Raw genomic sequence first — 13,761 nt, forward strand, 5'->3', positions numbered from 1 at the left:
CAGCCCATCAAATCGGCGTCCTACATGACAGTCGGTAACCATTTCACCCGATCCTTTCAGCGTGTCGCTCTTCCAGGTGGCCACGCAGCCGCGACAGGTCGAGCGTTTCCGCGACGCGAAAAGCACGCGGAAACGCCCGGCGACGCTCTGCGAGTTCGAGACAGCTCAAGGTGGGATGCAGTGAAGCACCACGACCTTGGAGCCGTCTTCGCAGGTCAGGGACGATAACGCCCTCGACCACCACCAGGCGGAGCAGCTCGGAGGAAACCGTGCGAACCCGGCACCCCACACATGTTCTCAGTGGGGCAGCCTGGCCACCATATTCCAGCTTACCGTGTGGGCGCATCTGCGGGACCGGCCGCGTCCCCCGGCTGGGTGTCGGGACGGATGTCGATCCGCCAGCCGGTGAGGCGGGCGGCCAGCCGGGCGTTCTGCCCCTCCTTGCCGATGGCGAGGGAGAGCTGGTAGTCCGGCACGGTCACGCGCGCGGCCCGGCCGTCGAAGTCGATCACCTCTACGTGGGAAACGCGGGCCGGAGACAGGGCATTCCCCACGAAATCCGCGGGATCCTCCGACCAGTCGATGATGTCGATCTTCTCGCCGTGCAGCTCCGTCATCACGTTGCGTACCCGGGAGCCCATCGGGCCGATGCAGGCGCCCTTGGCGTTCACTCCCGGGCGGCGCGACCTGACCGCGAGCTTGGTGCGGTGACCGGCCTCGCGGGCGACGGCGGCGATCTCGACCGTGCCGTCGGCGATCTCGGGCACCTCCAGCGCGAAGAGCTTCTTCACCAGGCCGGGGTGGGTGCGCGACAGGGTCACCGAGGGTCCCTTGTGGCCCTTCTTGACCTGCACGACGTAGCAGCGGATGCGGTCGCCGTGGACGTACTCCTCGCCCGGGACCTGCTCGCTGTGCGGCAGCACCGCCTCGATCTTGCCCAGGTCGACCAGGACCACCCGCGGGTCCTTGCCCTGCTGGATGACTCCCGCCACCAGCTCACCCTCGCGGCTGGCGAACTCGCCGAAGTTGATCTCGTCCTCGGCGTCGCGCAGCTGCTGCAGGATGACCTGCTTGGCGGTGGTCGCGGCGATGCGGCTGAAGTTGCCCGGGGTGTCGTCGAACTCCCTGAGCACCTCCCCGCTCTCGTCGTCGAGCTCGGCGGCGAAGATGGTCACGTGCCCGGACTTGCGGTCGAGCTCGGCGCGCGCCTTGGCCGCCGCGCCCTCGCTCCGGAAATATGCGATCAGCAGCGCGTCCTCGATCGCCTTGACGACCAGGTCGAAGGAGATGTCCTTCTCCCGCTCCAGGCTGCGCAGGACGCTCATGTCGATGTCCACGAGGCTTCCCCCTTAGCCCTCGTCGCCGTCTTCGCCGTCGTCTTCGGCGTCGTCGAGCCGGCGGAATTCCACCTGCACCCGTCCTCGGGTCAGGTCCTCATAGTCGATGCGGCGCGGCGCGCCGTCGACGTCCAGCTCCACGCCGGTCTCGTCGGTGGCGACGATCCGGCCCTCCACGGCGCTGCCGTCCCTCAGGTCGGCCTTGACCAGCCTCTTCACCGCGCGGCGCCAGTGGCGCGGCTCGGTGAGGGGGCGGTCGACCCCCGGGGAGGAGACCTCCAGCACGTACGGGGTGGCCCCCATCGCCTCGTCGGCGTCCAGTGTCGCGGAGACGGCGTGGCTGACCTCGGCGACGTCGTCGAGGCTCACGCCCCCGTCACGGTCGACCACGACACGCAGCAGCCGCCGCTTGCCCGCGGGGGTGACCGTGACGTCCTCCAAGTCGAGCCCTTCGGCTCCGACGACAGGTTCCAGAAGCTCTATCAGGCGGTCGCGGGATGTGGCGCTGCCCATGCCGACCTCCCATTGTCACGATCTCAGCCGGGCGGACCTCGCCCATGCGATTAACCAGCCTATCCACACCAGGGCGTGGAAACAGCGCCACTCGGTGTGGCGGAGCCGCCCGAGAAGCGAGGTGAGTGCCATTATTCCAAGCCCGTACGATGCTAAGTGCGTCAGCTGCCGACACAGAACCGGAGGTCGTCGTGCGTTCCGTCTCCCGGCGCGCCCTGCTGAGGGGCGGCGCCCTCGGGGCCGCGGCCGTGACGGTCACGGGTTGCGCCGCCGAGAAGCCGGCGCCTCCCGCCGCCGCGCCTCCCGACCCCGAGACCCTGCTCCTGCGTGAGCTGATCGCGAGCAAGGAGCGGACCGTCGCCCTGTACGCCTCGGCGGCCTCGGCCCGCCTGGAGCCCTTCAGGCAGCGGCACGAGGCCCACCTGGCCGAGCTCCGCCGCCGCCTCCCGCCCGCGCCGCCCGCCGCCTCCCCCACCTCGTCGCCCTCTGGAAGCCCCGTCCCGTCGCCCTCCGGGAGCGCGGCCCAGGGTGTCCCTTCGGTACGGACCCTGCGGAACATGGAGCACAGGGCCGCGGCGCTGCGCGTCCGCCAGATCGTGGGGGTCTCACCCCCGCTGGCCCAGCTGCTCGCCTCCATCGGCGCCTGCGAGGCCGCGCACGCCCTCGCCCTGTCGAGGCCGCTGTGAGGGGAACTTCGAGGGCCGGGGGCGGCGGAATCGGCGGGGGCAGGGCCGATCAGGGACTCGGCGCGGCACTGGCGGCCGAGCACGCCGCCGTTTACGCGTACGGGGTCATCGCGGCCAGGACCACCGGCAGGCTGCGCACGGCGATGACGACCGCCTACAACGCCCACCGCGCCCGGCGCGACAAGCTCCGCACCATGATCATCACCGCGGGCGGCACGCCCGCGGAGCCGAAGGCCGCCTACGAGCTCCCGGTCACGCCGTCGGGCGCGACACAGGCGGTGGAGCTGGCCGTGCTGGTCGAGCGGGGGGTGACCGGCGCCTATCTGGAGCTGGCGGCGTCCGCGGACCCGGCCCTGCGCGAGATGGCCGCCCTGGTCATGCAGGAGTGCGCCGTCCGCTCCTACGGTCTGCGCCCCGAGATCGAGGCATTCCCCGGCATGCCGCCCCGGACGGCGCCCGCGCCCGCCGCCACCCCCGCGGCGAGCCCCTCCCAGTGACGTTTCCCGATTGTTTTCCCGGGTGACCTTCTTCCGGTGAAGGGGCGGGAACCGGGCTGGTCAATGCGGAAAACGATCTTATCCGAGGGCCCCGGATCCGCGAGCCGTGATCCGAACCCGCTTTCAAACATGTTTGCACCACGTCTGCCGGGTAGCTGCATCCTCGCGAAATACGCCTAAGGAGGAAGTAATGGGCTGGGGATACCGGAAATCCATGAAGTTCGGTCCGTTCCGTCTTAACCTTTCGCGGGGTGGAGTGGGGCACAGCTGGGGAAACCGCGCATTCAGGGTCACCAAGACGGCCGACGGGCGCCGCACTCTGAGCGTCAACCTTCCCGGCGGCTTCCACTGGCGCAAGACGCTCAGCAGCAACAGCAGCCGTCGCTGATGGGAATTACCCGGGAACCGTTCGCGAACGCCGCTCGTTCTCATGACACGACGCGAGGTTTCGGGGAGTCCGGGGAGAAGGCAATGGGCTGGGGATACAGGAAGTCGATCAAAGTCGGTCCCTTCAGGATCGACCTGTCCCCGCGGGGGGTGGGCCACGGTTTCGGCAATCGCCGATTCCACGTCAGCAGGACCCCCGACGGCCGCAAATACGTGACCGTCAACCTGCCGGGCGGGTTCCACGTGGGCAAGGCGATCGGCCGGAGCTCCAGGCGACACCACCACTACCACTACTGACGGCCATATACGTGAGAGAGCGGCCCACCCCTCGGAAAAGGGGTGGGCCGCTCTCGTGCGTTCCGGGCGGGCCCGGGGCTATTCCCGGCAGGCCGCCACGACGCGCTCCACGGCCTCGGCGAGCGGGATCTCCTCCTTGACGCCGGTGGCGCGGTCGCGCAGCTCCGCGACGCCCTGGGTGAGCCCCCGGCCGACGATCAGGATCGTCGGCATGCCGAGCAGCTCCGCGTCCTTGAACTTCACCCCCGGTGAGACGCCGGGGCGGTCGTCGACCAGGACGCGCAGCCCGCGGCCCTCCAGCTCCTCGGCGATCCGGGTGGCGGCCTCGACCTGGCCGTCCTTGCCGGTGCCCACGACGTGGACGTCGGCGGGGGCGATCTCGCGGGGCCAGACCAGCCCGAGCTCGTCGTGCCGCTGCTCGGCCAGCACCGCCACGGCCCGGGAGACGCCGATGCCGTACGAGCCCATGGTGACGCGGACCGGCTTGCCGTCGGGGCCGAGGGCGTCGAGCTTCGCGGCGTCGGCGTACTTGCGGCCGAGCTGGAAGATGTGGCCGATCTCGATGCCGCGGTCGATGGACAGGCCGGAGCCGCAGACCGGGCAGGCGTCGCCCGCGCGGACCTCGGCGGCCTCGATGGTGCCGTCGGCGACGAAGTCACGGCCGGCGACGACGTCCGCGGCGTGCTTGCCGCGCTCGTTGGCGCCGGTCACCCAGGCGCTGCCGTCGACCACGCGGGGGTCGACGAGGTAGCGGATGCCGAGGTCCTTGAGGACCTGGGGGCCGATGTAGCCGCGGACCAGGCCGGGGTGCCTGGCGAAGTCCTCGGCCTCGAAGATGGCGGGCTCGCCGGGGGCGAGGGAGGCCTCCAGCCGCTTGAAGTCGACCTCGCGGTCTCCGGGGAGGCCGACGATCAGGGTCTCGGTCTTGCCTGAGCCGGGGACCGTCACCTTGATCACGATGTTCTTGAGCGTCTGGGCGGCGGCGATGCCGAGGCCGTGGTGCTCGTTGACGTGGTTGACCAGTGACTCGATGGTCGGGGTGTCGGGGGTGTCGAGCACCCGCGCGGCGGGCCGCTCGTCGGTGATCGCGGGCGGCGCGGTGGTGACGACGGCCTCCGCGTTGGCCGCGTAGCCGCAGTTGTGGCAGGCCACGAAGGTGTCCTCGCCGGTCTCCGCGGGGGCGAGGAACTCCTCGGAGGCCGAGCCGCCCATCGCTCCCGACGTGGCGAAGCAGATCTTGTACGAGATGCCGAGCCGGTCGAAGGTCTTGACGTAGGTCTCGCGGTGGCGCTCGTAGGAGCGCTTGAGGCCGTCGTCGTCGAGGTCGAAGGAGTAGGAGTCCTTCATGATGAACTCGCGCCCGCGCAGGATGCCGGCCCGGGGACGGGCCTCGTCGCGGTACTTGGTCTGGATCTGGTAGAGGGTCACCGGATAGTCCTTGTAGGAGGCGTACTCCCCCTTGACCATGTCGGTGAACATCTCCTCGTGGGTGGGACCGAGGAGATAGTCGGCCCCCTTGCGGTCCTTGAGGCGGAAGAGCGTGTCGCCGTACTCGGTCCAGCGGCCGGTCGCCTCGTAGTATTCGCGGGGCAGCAGGGCGGGGAAGAGGACCTCCTGGCCGCCCATCCGGTTCATCTCCTCGCGCACGACGCGCGTCACGTTCTCCAGGACCGTCTTGCCGAGCGGCAGCCAGGAGTAGACGCCGGGGGCGACGCGGCGGACGTAACCGGCGCGGACGAGCAGCTTGTGGCTCGGGACTTCCGCGTCTGCCGGGTCGTCCCTCAGCGTTCGAAGAAACAGCGACGACATGCGCAGCAGCACGGCTACTCCTAGCTAGCGGGGTTCGGTGCTCTACAGGCTATCGAGTCTCGCAAGCCGATTGTCTGCGGTCGACCGCTTCCGCGCCCGGCGGTGAGGCCTCAGAGGCCGGTGAGGAAGACGAAGTAGGAGGCGCCGAAGACGAGCGCGATCAGCGCGGAGCAGGCCCGGTCGCATCCGCGTCCCAGCGAGACCAGCATCCCCAGCACGATCGCGACCACCACCACGACGCCCCACGGCCAGAAACCGGCGACGTGCTCGGGCCCGCCTGGCATCGCCTTGTCGATCCCGTCGAGCAGGGCGAGCCCGGCCGCGCTCCCGGCCGCGATGTCTCCCCAGCGGTCGTAGCGCTTGGCGAGGTAGGACAGGACGCCGATGGCGACGAGGTTCGCGATCATGAGGTTCATCGAGGCGCCGTCGCCGCCGAGACTCAGGAGCCAGGCGTTCTTCTCGAAGATCGTGGCGACCAGCAACGAGAGGATCGGGCCGAACGCGGCCAGCACGCTGGAGAGGACGGCCCAGCCGATACCGGCCGCCGTCCGTCCCATGACGACGACGAAAAGGAGGTAGGCGTACGGATTGTAAAGCGCGTACAGCAGCTCGGGCCCGTAGGCCAGCAGCGCTCCGAGGCCTCCGAGGAGCATCCCCAGGAAAAGGGAGAGGACCATGTGCCGGAGAATGGCGCGATCTCGACGGTCACCGGCGACAAAGTCAAGCGTGTAATTACGTTCTACCAAAGCCACTGATCCCCCGATCACATTTGCTAGTGGCTATCAGCAGTATATCTGACCTGGGGAAACACCTCGAACGTGCCAAGTTTACAAAGCAAGCGAGCGCTTGATAACAGTAAAGTGGACGGGCGTTCGGCCGGGCTGTCGCGGCGGGTCTCTCTGTCGTTCCCCCCGGCAGGCGGCCGGATCTCCGCGACGCCGTTCGCCGGGCGTCTCTTCCCCGCCGGGTGTCCCTTTCCGCCGTTCGTCCCTTTCCCGCCGGGCGTCCCGGAACATCTCCGGGTGTCGGACGCCCGCGCCCGGTTCGCGGTCCCGTCCCGTCGGCGGGACCGTGGCCCGATACCCCGGTGTTCCGGTGTTCCGGTGCTCCGGTGCTCCGGTGCGACGCCACCGGATCGGCCGTCCCGGGGCGTCAGCCGCCGAGAAGGATCTCCCAGGGGTGGCGGGAGGTGGTCCTGCGGGTGGTGTCGAGCGCCTCGCCGAGGCGGCGCAGACCGGCCCTGCCGCGGAAGCGCTCGCGGTGCACGGGGTCGACGGCGCGCAGGACGAACGGGACGCCCATGACGTCCAGGGTGGCGTCACCCGCCGTGGCGGGGCCTGAGCGGGTGACCAGGGTGCCGGAACGACCCGGATCGCGGACGTGCCCGGCCAGGACGGCGGCGATGTCGGCCGCGCCGGGGCCGTCGCGCCACTCGATGTGCCAGCCGTGGTCGGCCCCGCGCCACCAGGTCAGGTCGCGGCAGGACTCCAGGAGCTCCGACTCTCCCGCGAGCGCGGCCATCACCCGGCCGAACGCCTCGTACCGGAGCCCGCACGAAGGCCGACCCTCACCGGAGGTATCGGATATACCTGAAATGTCGGGAGAGGCGGGAGCGTGTCCTGTTCGGTGTGTTCCTCTCGCGTCCTGAAGCGGACCGTCCTTCGGACGCCGGGCACTCGCTTTGCGACGCTTCTCCGCTCCTGAACTCACGAGAACCAACTGTGATCCGCCGGGCTTGTCCCCGCAAGTACTGATCCGGCACCTGGCCTCGCGCCATGGACTCCAGGATCCACCGCGCTCCCACGATCCCCGGCGTACGGACGCCGCATGACATTCGGATCACGCCCCCTGGTCCCCGGCGAACGAATCGATCATGTCGGCGCGTGAGTCTGGCAGGTTGCCCCTGGGTGATACAGAATCGAGCAGGGCATCGCGTTCATGACATCCAACGCCGAGGAGGCGACATGTCACTGCGAGTCGCGATCGTGGGGTCAGGACCCGCCGGGATCTACACCGCCGAGGCCCTGACGAAACAGGCCACCGTGCCGCTCCAGGTGGACGTCCTGGAGCGCCTGCCGACACCGTACGGGCTGGTGCGGTACGGGGTGGCTCCCGACCACACCTCGATCAAGTCGATAGCGGGCTACCTGCGCGGCGTGCTGGAGCTTCCCGAGGTGCGGTTCCTCGGCGGTGTCGAGCTGGGCAAGGACGTCGACGTCGCCGACCTGCTCGGCTGCTACGACGCGGTGGTCTACTGCACCGGCGCGATGGTGGACCGGCGGATGGGCATCCCCGGCGAGGACCTGCCGGGCAGCGTGGCCGCCACCGACTTCGTCAACTGGTACTGCGGCCACCCCGACATGCCCGCCGACCGCTTCGTCCTCGACAGCCCAGAGGTCGCGGTGATCGGCGTGGGCAACGTGGCGGTCGACGTGGTGCGCGTCCTGGCCAAGACGGCCGAGGAGCTGCGTGCCACGGACGTGCCAGAGGAGGTGCTGGCCCGGCTGGCCGCCAGCGAGGTGAAGACCGTCCACATGATCGGGCGCCGGGGGCCCGAGCACGCCAAGTTCACCCTGAAGGAGCTCAGGGAGCTGGGCGAGCTGGCCAACGCGGACGTGCGCGTACGGCCGGACGAGTGCGTGGCGGACGTCACGACGGCGTCCCGGCAGGTCCGGGGGAACGTCGAGGTCCTGCGGAGCTGGGCCACCCGCGCCGTCACGGGCCGTCCCCGGCGGCTGGACGTGCGGTTCTGGATGCGCCCGGTGGAGATCATCGGCGAGGAGCGGGTGGAGGCGCTCAAGCTGGAGCGCACCCGGCTGGTGGACGGCCGGGTCGTCGGCACCGGCGAGTTCGAGACCCTCCCGGTCGGCATGGTGCTGCGTTCGGTCGGCTACCAGAGCGTGCCGCTGCCCGGCGTCCCCTTCTCGGAGACCAGCATGACCGTGCCGAACGAGGCCGGCCGGGTCCGCGACCGCGAGTACGTCGCGGGCTGGCTCAAGCGGGGCCCCACCGGTGTGATCGGCACCAACAAGTCCGACGCCGCAGAGACGGTCCGCACCCTCCTCGCCGACCTGGCCGGCCGCGATCCGGTACGCCGCGCGGACCTGGACGGCCTTCTCGCGGCCCGGGGGGTGTCGCCGATCACCTACGAGCACTGGCTCGCCATCGAGGCGGCCGAGGCGGCCCTGGCCAGATCCCTCGACCGGGGCGAGCGGGTGAAGCTCCTCGGCCTCGCCGCGATGCTCACCGCCTGTGACCGGGAGCAACGGCCGGGAGGCGATGTGGGGACCGGCTGAACGGGAACCACGTCCGGGACGTGATCCGGAAACCGGCCGAACCAGCCGAACCTGTTGAACCTGTTGAACCGGCTCGACGTCGGGGACGGCCGGTGACCGGGGTGTGTCCACACCGTCACGTCCACCCGAACCCGCGCGTCCAGCACGTCCAGCACGTCCAGAAGGAGCACCAGCATGCGTGTCACGCTCGCCGACCCCTCCGTCCTGATCCCGGGTTTCGAGCGGACCCATCGCGAGCAGTCCGCGCTGTACCCGTACCGGCAGGTCGAGTGGCAGCCCGTGCACACGGTCTACGTCCCGGCGGACCGGTTCGACGACGCGACGACGCGGGAGTGGGGTGACGCCGCGCTGGAGCTGTTCCGGCGGCACCTGCCGGAGGCCGACCTGGCCGCGATCCTCGGCACGTCTCCAGGCGCGGGCGAGGACCTCGCCGGGGACGTGCACGGGAGGGTGGCCGCCAAGCTCTCCCGGGAACCCGTCGAGGACCTCAGGATCGACTTCGAGGACGGCTACGGGATACGTACCGGGGAGGAGGACGGCCACGCCTCCGCCGCCGCCAAGGCGGTCGCGGCCATGCACGCGGCCGGGACGCTCCCCCGGCGCTGGGGGCTGCGGGTGAAGTCGTTCGCCGACGGCGACCCGGTCCGTGCCGTCAGGACCCTGGACGGTTTCCTCACCGGCGTGACCGATCGGGCCGGGCTGCTGCCCGAGGGATTCGTGATCACCTTCCCCAAGGTCCTGATGAGGGACTACCTGTACCAGTTCGCCGACTGCCTCGACGCGCTGGAGGACGGATTGGGCCTCGGCCGGGGCGCGCTGAGGTTCGAGATCCAGGTGGAGGCGCCGCAGACGGTGCTGTTCCTCGACGCGGGCCTGGTGACCTCCCTGCGGGGCAGGCTGGCGGCGGCGCACTTCGGCGTCTTCGACTACACGGCGAGCTGCGCCCTCCCCCCGCACGAGCAGCGGCTGGACCATCCCGCCTGCGACCACGCCAGGCACGTCATGCAGACCGTCTTCGCCGGGACGGGGGTGGAGCTGTCGGACGGCTCGCTGGCCGCGTCCCCCGCCTCGGACGACGGGCGTGACGTGCGGGACCTGTGGCGGCGCCACGCGAGGCTGGTCGGGCACTCCCTGACCCACGGCTTCTACCAGGGCTGGGACATGCACCCCTCCCACCTGGTCAGCCGGTACGCGGCGGTCTACGCCTTCCACCTGTCCCGGTACGGGGAGTACGCCCGCCGGGTGCGCGCCTGGGAGGAGCGGCGCGACGCCGGTGAGGGCGTGATGGACGAGCCCGCCACGATCAAGACCATGGCCGCCGCCCTCCGCCGCGCCGACCTGGCGCTGGGCACCGGCCTCGGAGACCCACCGGCCTGACCCCGGCCCGGCAGGCCCGGGGCCCCGGCGAGCCCCTGCGGGCCTTGGCGGACCTTGGCGAACCTCTGTGGGGCCTCTGCGGGCCTTGGCGGGCTCGGTGGGGCGGTGGCTCGGTGGGGCTTCAGTCGATCAGGGCGCGCCACTCGCGGACCCGGCGGGCGTCGACCGGGTCCGACCAGGACGCCCGCACGGCGCTGCCGACGTGGAAGGCCCGCACGCCGTACTCCATCAGCACCCTGACGTGGCCGGGCCGCAGCCCGCCGCCGGCCATGATCAGCGGGCCGTCGCCGGCCTCGCACCGGGTCTTGAGCAGCGGCAGCCCGTCCGCCACGCCACCGGGCGCACCCGAGGTGAGCACGGTGGCGAGGTTGGGCAGGAGCCGGACGGCGCGCCAGCTCGCCTGGGTGTCGGCCGCGTGGTCCACCGCCCGGTGGAAGGTCCAGGGCAGTGGCGCGACCGCGTGGATGAGCGCCTCGGTGGCGGCCAGGTCGACCACTCCGGCCTCGTCGAGGAAACCGAACACGAACCCGGCCGCGCCCGCGTCGGCGAGGGCCCTGGCATCGCGGCTCAGGGCCTTCAGCGACTCGGGCGTGGCCAGGAACGAGGCCTCGCCGCGCAACATCACCATCTGCGGCAGCGCGCACTCCTTGGAGATAGCCGCGACCGTCTCCGCCGCCGGGGTGAGCCCGTCGGAGGCCATGTCGGCGACGACCTCCAGGCGATCGGCGCCGCCCGCTTCCGCGGCGACGGCGTCTCGCACGTCGAGCGTGATCACCTCAAGCAAGGATCCGGTCATGAATGGAGGCTATCGGATGGCTTTGTCCTGGGATCGCCGTGGTTCAGACATGCTCGGGGACGGACGACCCGCGCCGGTCCGAGAAGGGCAGCGCGAGGCCGGACGCGCGAGCGCGCAGGCCCCCCGGCCGCTGGAACAGGGCGCCGGAGGCACGATGCGGCAGGTCGACCGTGCGGAGATGCGTGAAACGCTGTCCCCGATAGTAGCCCTGCAACCCCGGGTTGTCCTTGGAGCAGTCAAGCCGGAGCCATCTTTTCCCCAAGGCCAGGACCCGCAGGCCCGCCCAGTCGAGGAGCGCCTCCCCCAGCCCCGTGCCCGCGTGGTCGCGCGCCACGGCCAGCTTGTGGACGTAGAGCGCCGAACCGGGGTCGTCCCCCGGGGTCCAGAACTCGGGGTCGGCGTGGCCGTCCAGGGCGAGGGTGGCGACGGGCCCTCCCTCCCCGTTCCGACCGCCCGGCTCGTCCTCCCTGTCCAGTACGTACAGGACACCCTCGCCGATCAGCGGGGTGATGCGCCCGGCGGGGAAACCGTCGGCGGGCCACTGCCGCACGCCGCGGCGGTTCAGCCACCCGGCGGTCTCGGCGAGGAGCGCGAGCACCCCGTCGAGGTCACCGTCCGTGGCCCCGCGCAGCGTGAACGGGCGCGTGGCGGTGGGACTGGCGGTGTTCGAGTGCATGGTTCATCCCTTCGTTGCGTTCGGTGCATGAGATGACACGGAGCGTGTCCACGTGATGGCGCACGGCGTCCATGCCGGGCTAGGCGGACCGCCTAGGGGCCTGAGGCGAGCGGGGAGACCGCGATCGGCGGGGAGACCGCCGGAGCGAAGGGCGCGGCCGGGGACAGCGGGAAAAGTCCCGCCGAAGCGAAAGGAGCCCTCGGAGGCGGCGGGAGTAGGCCCACCGGAACGGAGAACGCCGTCGAGGGCGGCGAGAGGCGACCCGCCGAGGCGGAGGGCGCCGCCGAAGACAACCGGAAGAGGCGCTCCGGGGCGAAGAACACCGCCGGGGGCGGCGGGGAGAGGCCCGGCTGGGCGGAAGGCGCGGGAAAGCGGGAGAAGCGAGGGAAGCGGGGAGAGCAGGGAGAGCGGGGAGAGCGGAGGAAGCGGGAGAAACGGGGAGAGCGGCGTCTAGCCACCCGGCGGGCGCGGCCCGGTGCTCGCCCGCGGCGCGGGCGGAACGGGGGCCGGCCCGTCAGGGCGGTCACGGAGACGTCAACGGCTTTCCAGCTCGTACCGGATCAGGTGCTTGTCGGCGGGCAGGACCGACACCGCCACGCGTACGGGAGTGTCGTCCTCGTCGTAACCGACCCGGATGTAGACGACGACCGGTGTGCCGAGCTGGAGCTGGAGCCGCTCGGTCTCGGCGCTGTTGGGCATCCGCGCCCAGATGTCGTCGACCACCCGCACCTGCCGGTGGCCGAGTTCCTCCAGGACCTTGTTGGCCCCGCGCACGATGTCGCCGGGGCGGGTGATCTCGGAGTCGGCGACCAGGGCCAGGGGGAAGTAGGAGTCGTTGGTGTTGTACGGCTGGCCGTCCACGAAGCGCAGCCTCCGGCGGACCACGGCGAGCTCCTCGTCGGAGAGCTCCAGCCTGCTGGCTATCTCCTCGGCCGGTTGCACGATCGAGACCTCGATCTCCTGGCTCGGCGCGCGTCCCTCGCGGGATACGGCCCAGGCGAAGGCCTCCAGGGTCTCCTCGCGCCGCGGCTGCAGCTCGCGCTGGGGATGCATGAGCAGCGGGCGGCGTTCCCTGACGACGGTGCCCCTGCGGGGGGTGCGGGTGACCAGGCCCTCGTTCACGAGCTCGCCGAGGGCCAGCCGTACGGTGTTGCGGCTGACCTGGTGAACGAGCATGAGTTCCGCCTCGGTCGGTAGCTGATCCCCCGGGCCGAGCGCACCGGAGTAGATGGTCCTCCGTAGGTCGGAGGCCACCTGTTGATACAGCGTTGACCGTGCCATTAAGTCCCCTTTGTGCCAACAAAACTAGACGATCTGGTTCTAGCGGGGAACAGCCCCTTGACCCAACCTCCCAAGACCCGCATCATCCAATCGTTGGTACAAATCCATCGAAAGGTCAGCGAGGGGGTGGAGGCCGGTGCTGTCGGTCCGCACGGATACGCCGTACCTGCCCTGGCGCGATCCCCGCGAGGCAACACGTTTACTGCGTTACGCGTTGCACCGCCAGGGGTTCACGCACACCTACCAGAGCAACGGGAACGGCATGTCGGTGCTCTCGGTGCTGACCGATCTGACTGTCTGGTGCAAGAACGGGTTGTTCGTCTGGAACGAGGACGGCGTCGAGTCGTCCCACCCGGCCGACGACCCGGTGGGAGCGGCCCGCCTCATCTCGCGGCACTACCGGCGGCCCGCCCCCGACGACGACCTCTCGGAGGAGGACACGGACCACCCGGTCCGCGCCTTCGCCGCCACAGACTCCGAGCGCGAATAGCAGGCCGAGGACCCCATCCCTCGCCGGGGTCCTCCGCCGCCGCGCCCGGGGCGGAACGCGTCCTGGCGGGTCCCCCACGCCCGCCAGGGCGCGTTTCCCATCGCGGGAACGCCGTCCACGGGACGGGACCCGCCAAGGCGTGACCGCTCGCCTCCCCACCCCCCGCCTCCGGCGGCGAGCGGCCCGCCGGGACAGAAGGCGTGAGGACCTGAGACAGCGCGGGGGAAGAGTCCCGCCGGGACAAGAGGCGTGAAGACGGTAGACCCCGTGACGGAAGACGTGGAGGCGTGAGACCGCGCGAGGGAAGACAATTACCCCC

Annotated in this window: 16 protein-coding genes; 7 read left to right on the forward strand and 9 right to left on the reverse strand. The window is 70.8% G+C overall.

The genetic code is table 11. The features are described from left to right. Positions 1-43: 43 nt before the first annotated feature. The 3 genes from ACSC1Q_RS23105 to rimP are packed head-to-tail and all read right to left on the reverse strand — an operon-like array spanning position 44 to position 1,850. A complete protein-coding gene (locus tag ACSC1Q_RS23105) occupies positions 44-346 on the reverse strand; it encodes a YlxR family protein (protein ID WP_436760780.1) in 303 nt (100 codons plus the stop codon). Then, positions 330-1,325: a transcription termination factor NusA gene (gene nusA, locus ACSC1Q_RS23110; RefSeq protein WP_350972934.1), complete on the reverse strand. Its 996-nt coding sequence runs from the start codon at positions 1,323-1,325 to the stop codon at positions 330-332. Before nusA ends, ACSC1Q_RS23105 begins: the two co-directional genes overlap by 17 nt. A gap of 24 nt (positions 1,326-1,349) precedes the next feature. After that, positions 1,350-1,850 (reverse strand): ribosome maturation factor RimP, encoded by a 501-nt coding sequence (gene rimP, locus ACSC1Q_RS23115; RefSeq protein ID WP_350972788.1) that lies wholly within the window; start codon positions 1,848-1,850, stop codon positions 1,350-1,352. Positions 1,851-2,041: 191 nt separating this feature from the next. On the opposite strand from rimP, the gene ACSC1Q_RS23120 reads away from it, so the two are divergent. From ACSC1Q_RS23120 to ACSC1Q_RS23135, 4 genes are all read left to right on the forward strand, one after another. Continuing rightward, positions 2,042-2,536 carry a hypothetical protein gene (locus ACSC1Q_RS23120; protein WP_436760781.1) on the forward strand — a complete coding sequence of 165 codons (495 nt, stop codon included), beginning with the start codon at positions 2,042-2,044 and terminating at the stop codon, positions 2,534-2,536. Next, positions 2,533-3,033 (forward strand): ferritin-like domain-containing protein, encoded by a 501-nt coding sequence (locus ACSC1Q_RS23125; RefSeq protein WP_436760782.1) that lies wholly within the window; start codon positions 2,533-2,535, stop codon positions 3,031-3,033. Before ACSC1Q_RS23120 ends, ACSC1Q_RS23125 begins: the two co-directional genes overlap by 4 nt. A gap of 190 nt (positions 3,034-3,223) precedes the next feature. Continuing rightward, complete coding sequence (locus tag ACSC1Q_RS23130; RefSeq protein ID WP_350972795.1) at positions 3,224-3,421, forward strand: DUF4236 domain-containing protein; 198 nt, start codon at positions 3,224-3,226, stop codon at positions 3,419-3,421. An 83-nt stretch (positions 3,422-3,504) separates the two neighbouring features. Next, a complete protein-coding gene (locus ACSC1Q_RS23135; protein WP_436760783.1) occupies positions 3,505-3,717 on the forward strand; it encodes a DUF4236 domain-containing protein in 213 nt (70 codons plus the stop codon). A gap of 78 nt (positions 3,718-3,795) precedes the next feature. Here ACSC1Q_RS23135 and ACSC1Q_RS23140 read toward each other — a convergent pair whose 3' ends face one another. The 3 genes from ACSC1Q_RS23140 to ACSC1Q_RS23150 form a co-directional block, all read right to left on the reverse strand. Then, a complete protein-coding gene (locus tag ACSC1Q_RS23140) occupies positions 3,796-5,538 on the reverse strand; it encodes a proline--tRNA ligase (RefSeq protein WP_436760784.1) in 1,743 nt (580 codons plus the stop codon). Between the two features lie 98 nt (positions 5,539-5,636). Continuing rightward, complete coding sequence (locus tag ACSC1Q_RS23145) at positions 5,637-6,203, reverse strand: hypothetical protein (RefSeq protein ID WP_436760785.1); 567 nt, start codon at positions 6,201-6,203, stop codon at positions 5,637-5,639. A 475-nt stretch (positions 6,204-6,678) separates the two neighbouring features. Further along, positions 6,679-7,047: a hypothetical protein gene (locus tag ACSC1Q_RS23150; protein WP_436760786.1), complete on the reverse strand. Its 369-nt coding sequence runs from the start codon at positions 7,045-7,047 to the stop codon at positions 6,679-6,681. Positions 7,048-7,490: 443 nt separating this feature from the next. Here ACSC1Q_RS23150 and ACSC1Q_RS23155 point away from each other — a divergent pair, with 443 nt between their 5' ends. Both ACSC1Q_RS23155 and ACSC1Q_RS23160 read left to right on the forward strand, forming a co-directional pair. Next, positions 7,491-8,822, forward strand: coding sequence for an FAD-dependent oxidoreductase (locus ACSC1Q_RS23155; protein WP_436760787.1), 1,332 nt, complete (start codon positions 7,491-7,493; stop codon positions 8,820-8,822). A 174-nt stretch (positions 8,823-8,996) separates the two neighbouring features. Next, complete coding sequence (locus ACSC1Q_RS23160; protein WP_436760788.1) at positions 8,997-10,199, forward strand: DUF6986 family protein; 1,203 nt, start codon at positions 8,997-8,999, stop codon at positions 10,197-10,199. Positions 10,200-10,320: 121 nt separating this feature from the next. On the opposite strand, the gene ACSC1Q_RS23165 is transcribed toward ACSC1Q_RS23160, so the two are convergent. The 3 genes from ACSC1Q_RS23165 to ACSC1Q_RS23175 all read right to left on the reverse strand — a co-directional run bounded on the left by ACSC1Q_RS23165 (position 10,321) and on the right by ACSC1Q_RS23175 (position 12,952). Beyond that, positions 10,321-10,995, reverse strand: a complete 675-nt coding sequence (locus ACSC1Q_RS23165) for a copper homeostasis protein CutC (RefSeq protein ID WP_436760789.1) — start codon at positions 10,993-10,995, stop codon at positions 10,321-10,323. Positions 10,996-11,038: 43 nt separating this feature from the next. Then, a complete protein-coding gene (locus ACSC1Q_RS23170) occupies positions 11,039-11,671 on the reverse strand; it encodes a GNAT family N-acetyltransferase (protein ID WP_436760790.1) in 633 nt (210 codons plus the stop codon). Between the two features lie 534 nt (positions 11,672-12,205). Continuing rightward, complete coding sequence (locus ACSC1Q_RS23175) at positions 12,206-12,952, reverse strand: GntR family transcriptional regulator (RefSeq protein ID WP_350972816.1); 747 nt, start codon at positions 12,950-12,952, stop codon at positions 12,206-12,208. 136 nt (positions 12,953-13,088) lie between these two features. On the opposite strand from ACSC1Q_RS23175, the gene ACSC1Q_RS23180 reads away from it, so the two are divergent. Beyond that, a complete protein-coding gene (locus tag ACSC1Q_RS23180; protein WP_436760791.1) occupies positions 13,089-13,442 on the forward strand; it encodes a hypothetical protein in 354 nt (117 codons plus the stop codon). The last annotated feature ends 319 nt before the right edge of the window (positions 13,443-13,761 follow it).

The sequence above is a fragment of the Streptosporangium heterodermiicola genome (assembly GCF_051390675.1).
Classification (GTDB): Bacteria; Actinomycetota; Actinomycetes; order Streptosporangiales; family Streptosporangiaceae; genus Streptosporangium.

Bases quoted from the DNA above. Each gene is read 5' to 3' on its own strand.
- ACSC1Q_RS23105 (WP_436760780.1), bottom strand. From the start codon at position 346: ATGCGCCCACACGGTAAGCTGGAATATGGTGGCCAGGCTGCCCCACTG.
- nusA (WP_350972934.1), bottom strand. From the start codon at position 1,325: ATGAGCGTCCTGCGCAGCCTGGAGCGGGAGAAGGACATCTCCTTCGAC.
- rimP (WP_350972788.1), bottom strand. From the start codon at position 1,850: ATGGGCAGCGCCACATCCCGCGACCGCCTGATAGAGCTTCTGGAACCT.
- ACSC1Q_RS23130 (WP_350972795.1), top strand. From the start codon at position 3,224: ATGGGCTGGGGATACCGGAAATCCATGAAGTTCGGTCCGTTCCGTCTT.
- ACSC1Q_RS23135 (WP_436760783.1), top strand. From the start codon at position 3,505: ATGGGCTGGGGATACAGGAAGTCGATCAAAGTCGGTCCCTTCAGGATC.
- ACSC1Q_RS23145 (WP_436760785.1), bottom strand. From the start codon at position 6,203: ATGGTCCTCTCCCTTTTCCTGGGGATGCTCCTCGGAGGCCTCGGAGCG.
- ACSC1Q_RS23150 (WP_436760786.1), bottom strand. From the start codon at position 7,047: ATGGCCGCGCTCGCGGGAGAGTCGGAGCTCCTGGAGTCCTGCCGCGAC.
- ACSC1Q_RS23155 (WP_436760787.1), top strand. From the start codon at position 7,491: ATGTCACTGCGAGTCGCGATCGTGGGGTCAGGACCCGCCGGGATCTAC.
- ACSC1Q_RS23160 (WP_436760788.1), top strand. From the start codon at position 8,997: ATGCGTGTCACGCTCGCCGACCCCTCCGTCCTGATCCCGGGTTTCGAG.
- ACSC1Q_RS23165 (WP_436760789.1), bottom strand. From the start codon at position 10,995: ATGACCGGATCCTTGCTTGAGGTGATCACGCTCGACGTGCGAGACGCC.
- ACSC1Q_RS23170 (WP_436760790.1), bottom strand. From the start codon at position 11,671: ATGCACTCGAACACCGCCAGTCCCACCGCCACGCGCCCGTTCACGCTG.
- ACSC1Q_RS23175 (WP_350972816.1), bottom strand. From the start codon at position 12,952: ATGGCACGGTCAACGCTGTATCAACAGGTGGCCTCCGACCTACGGAGG.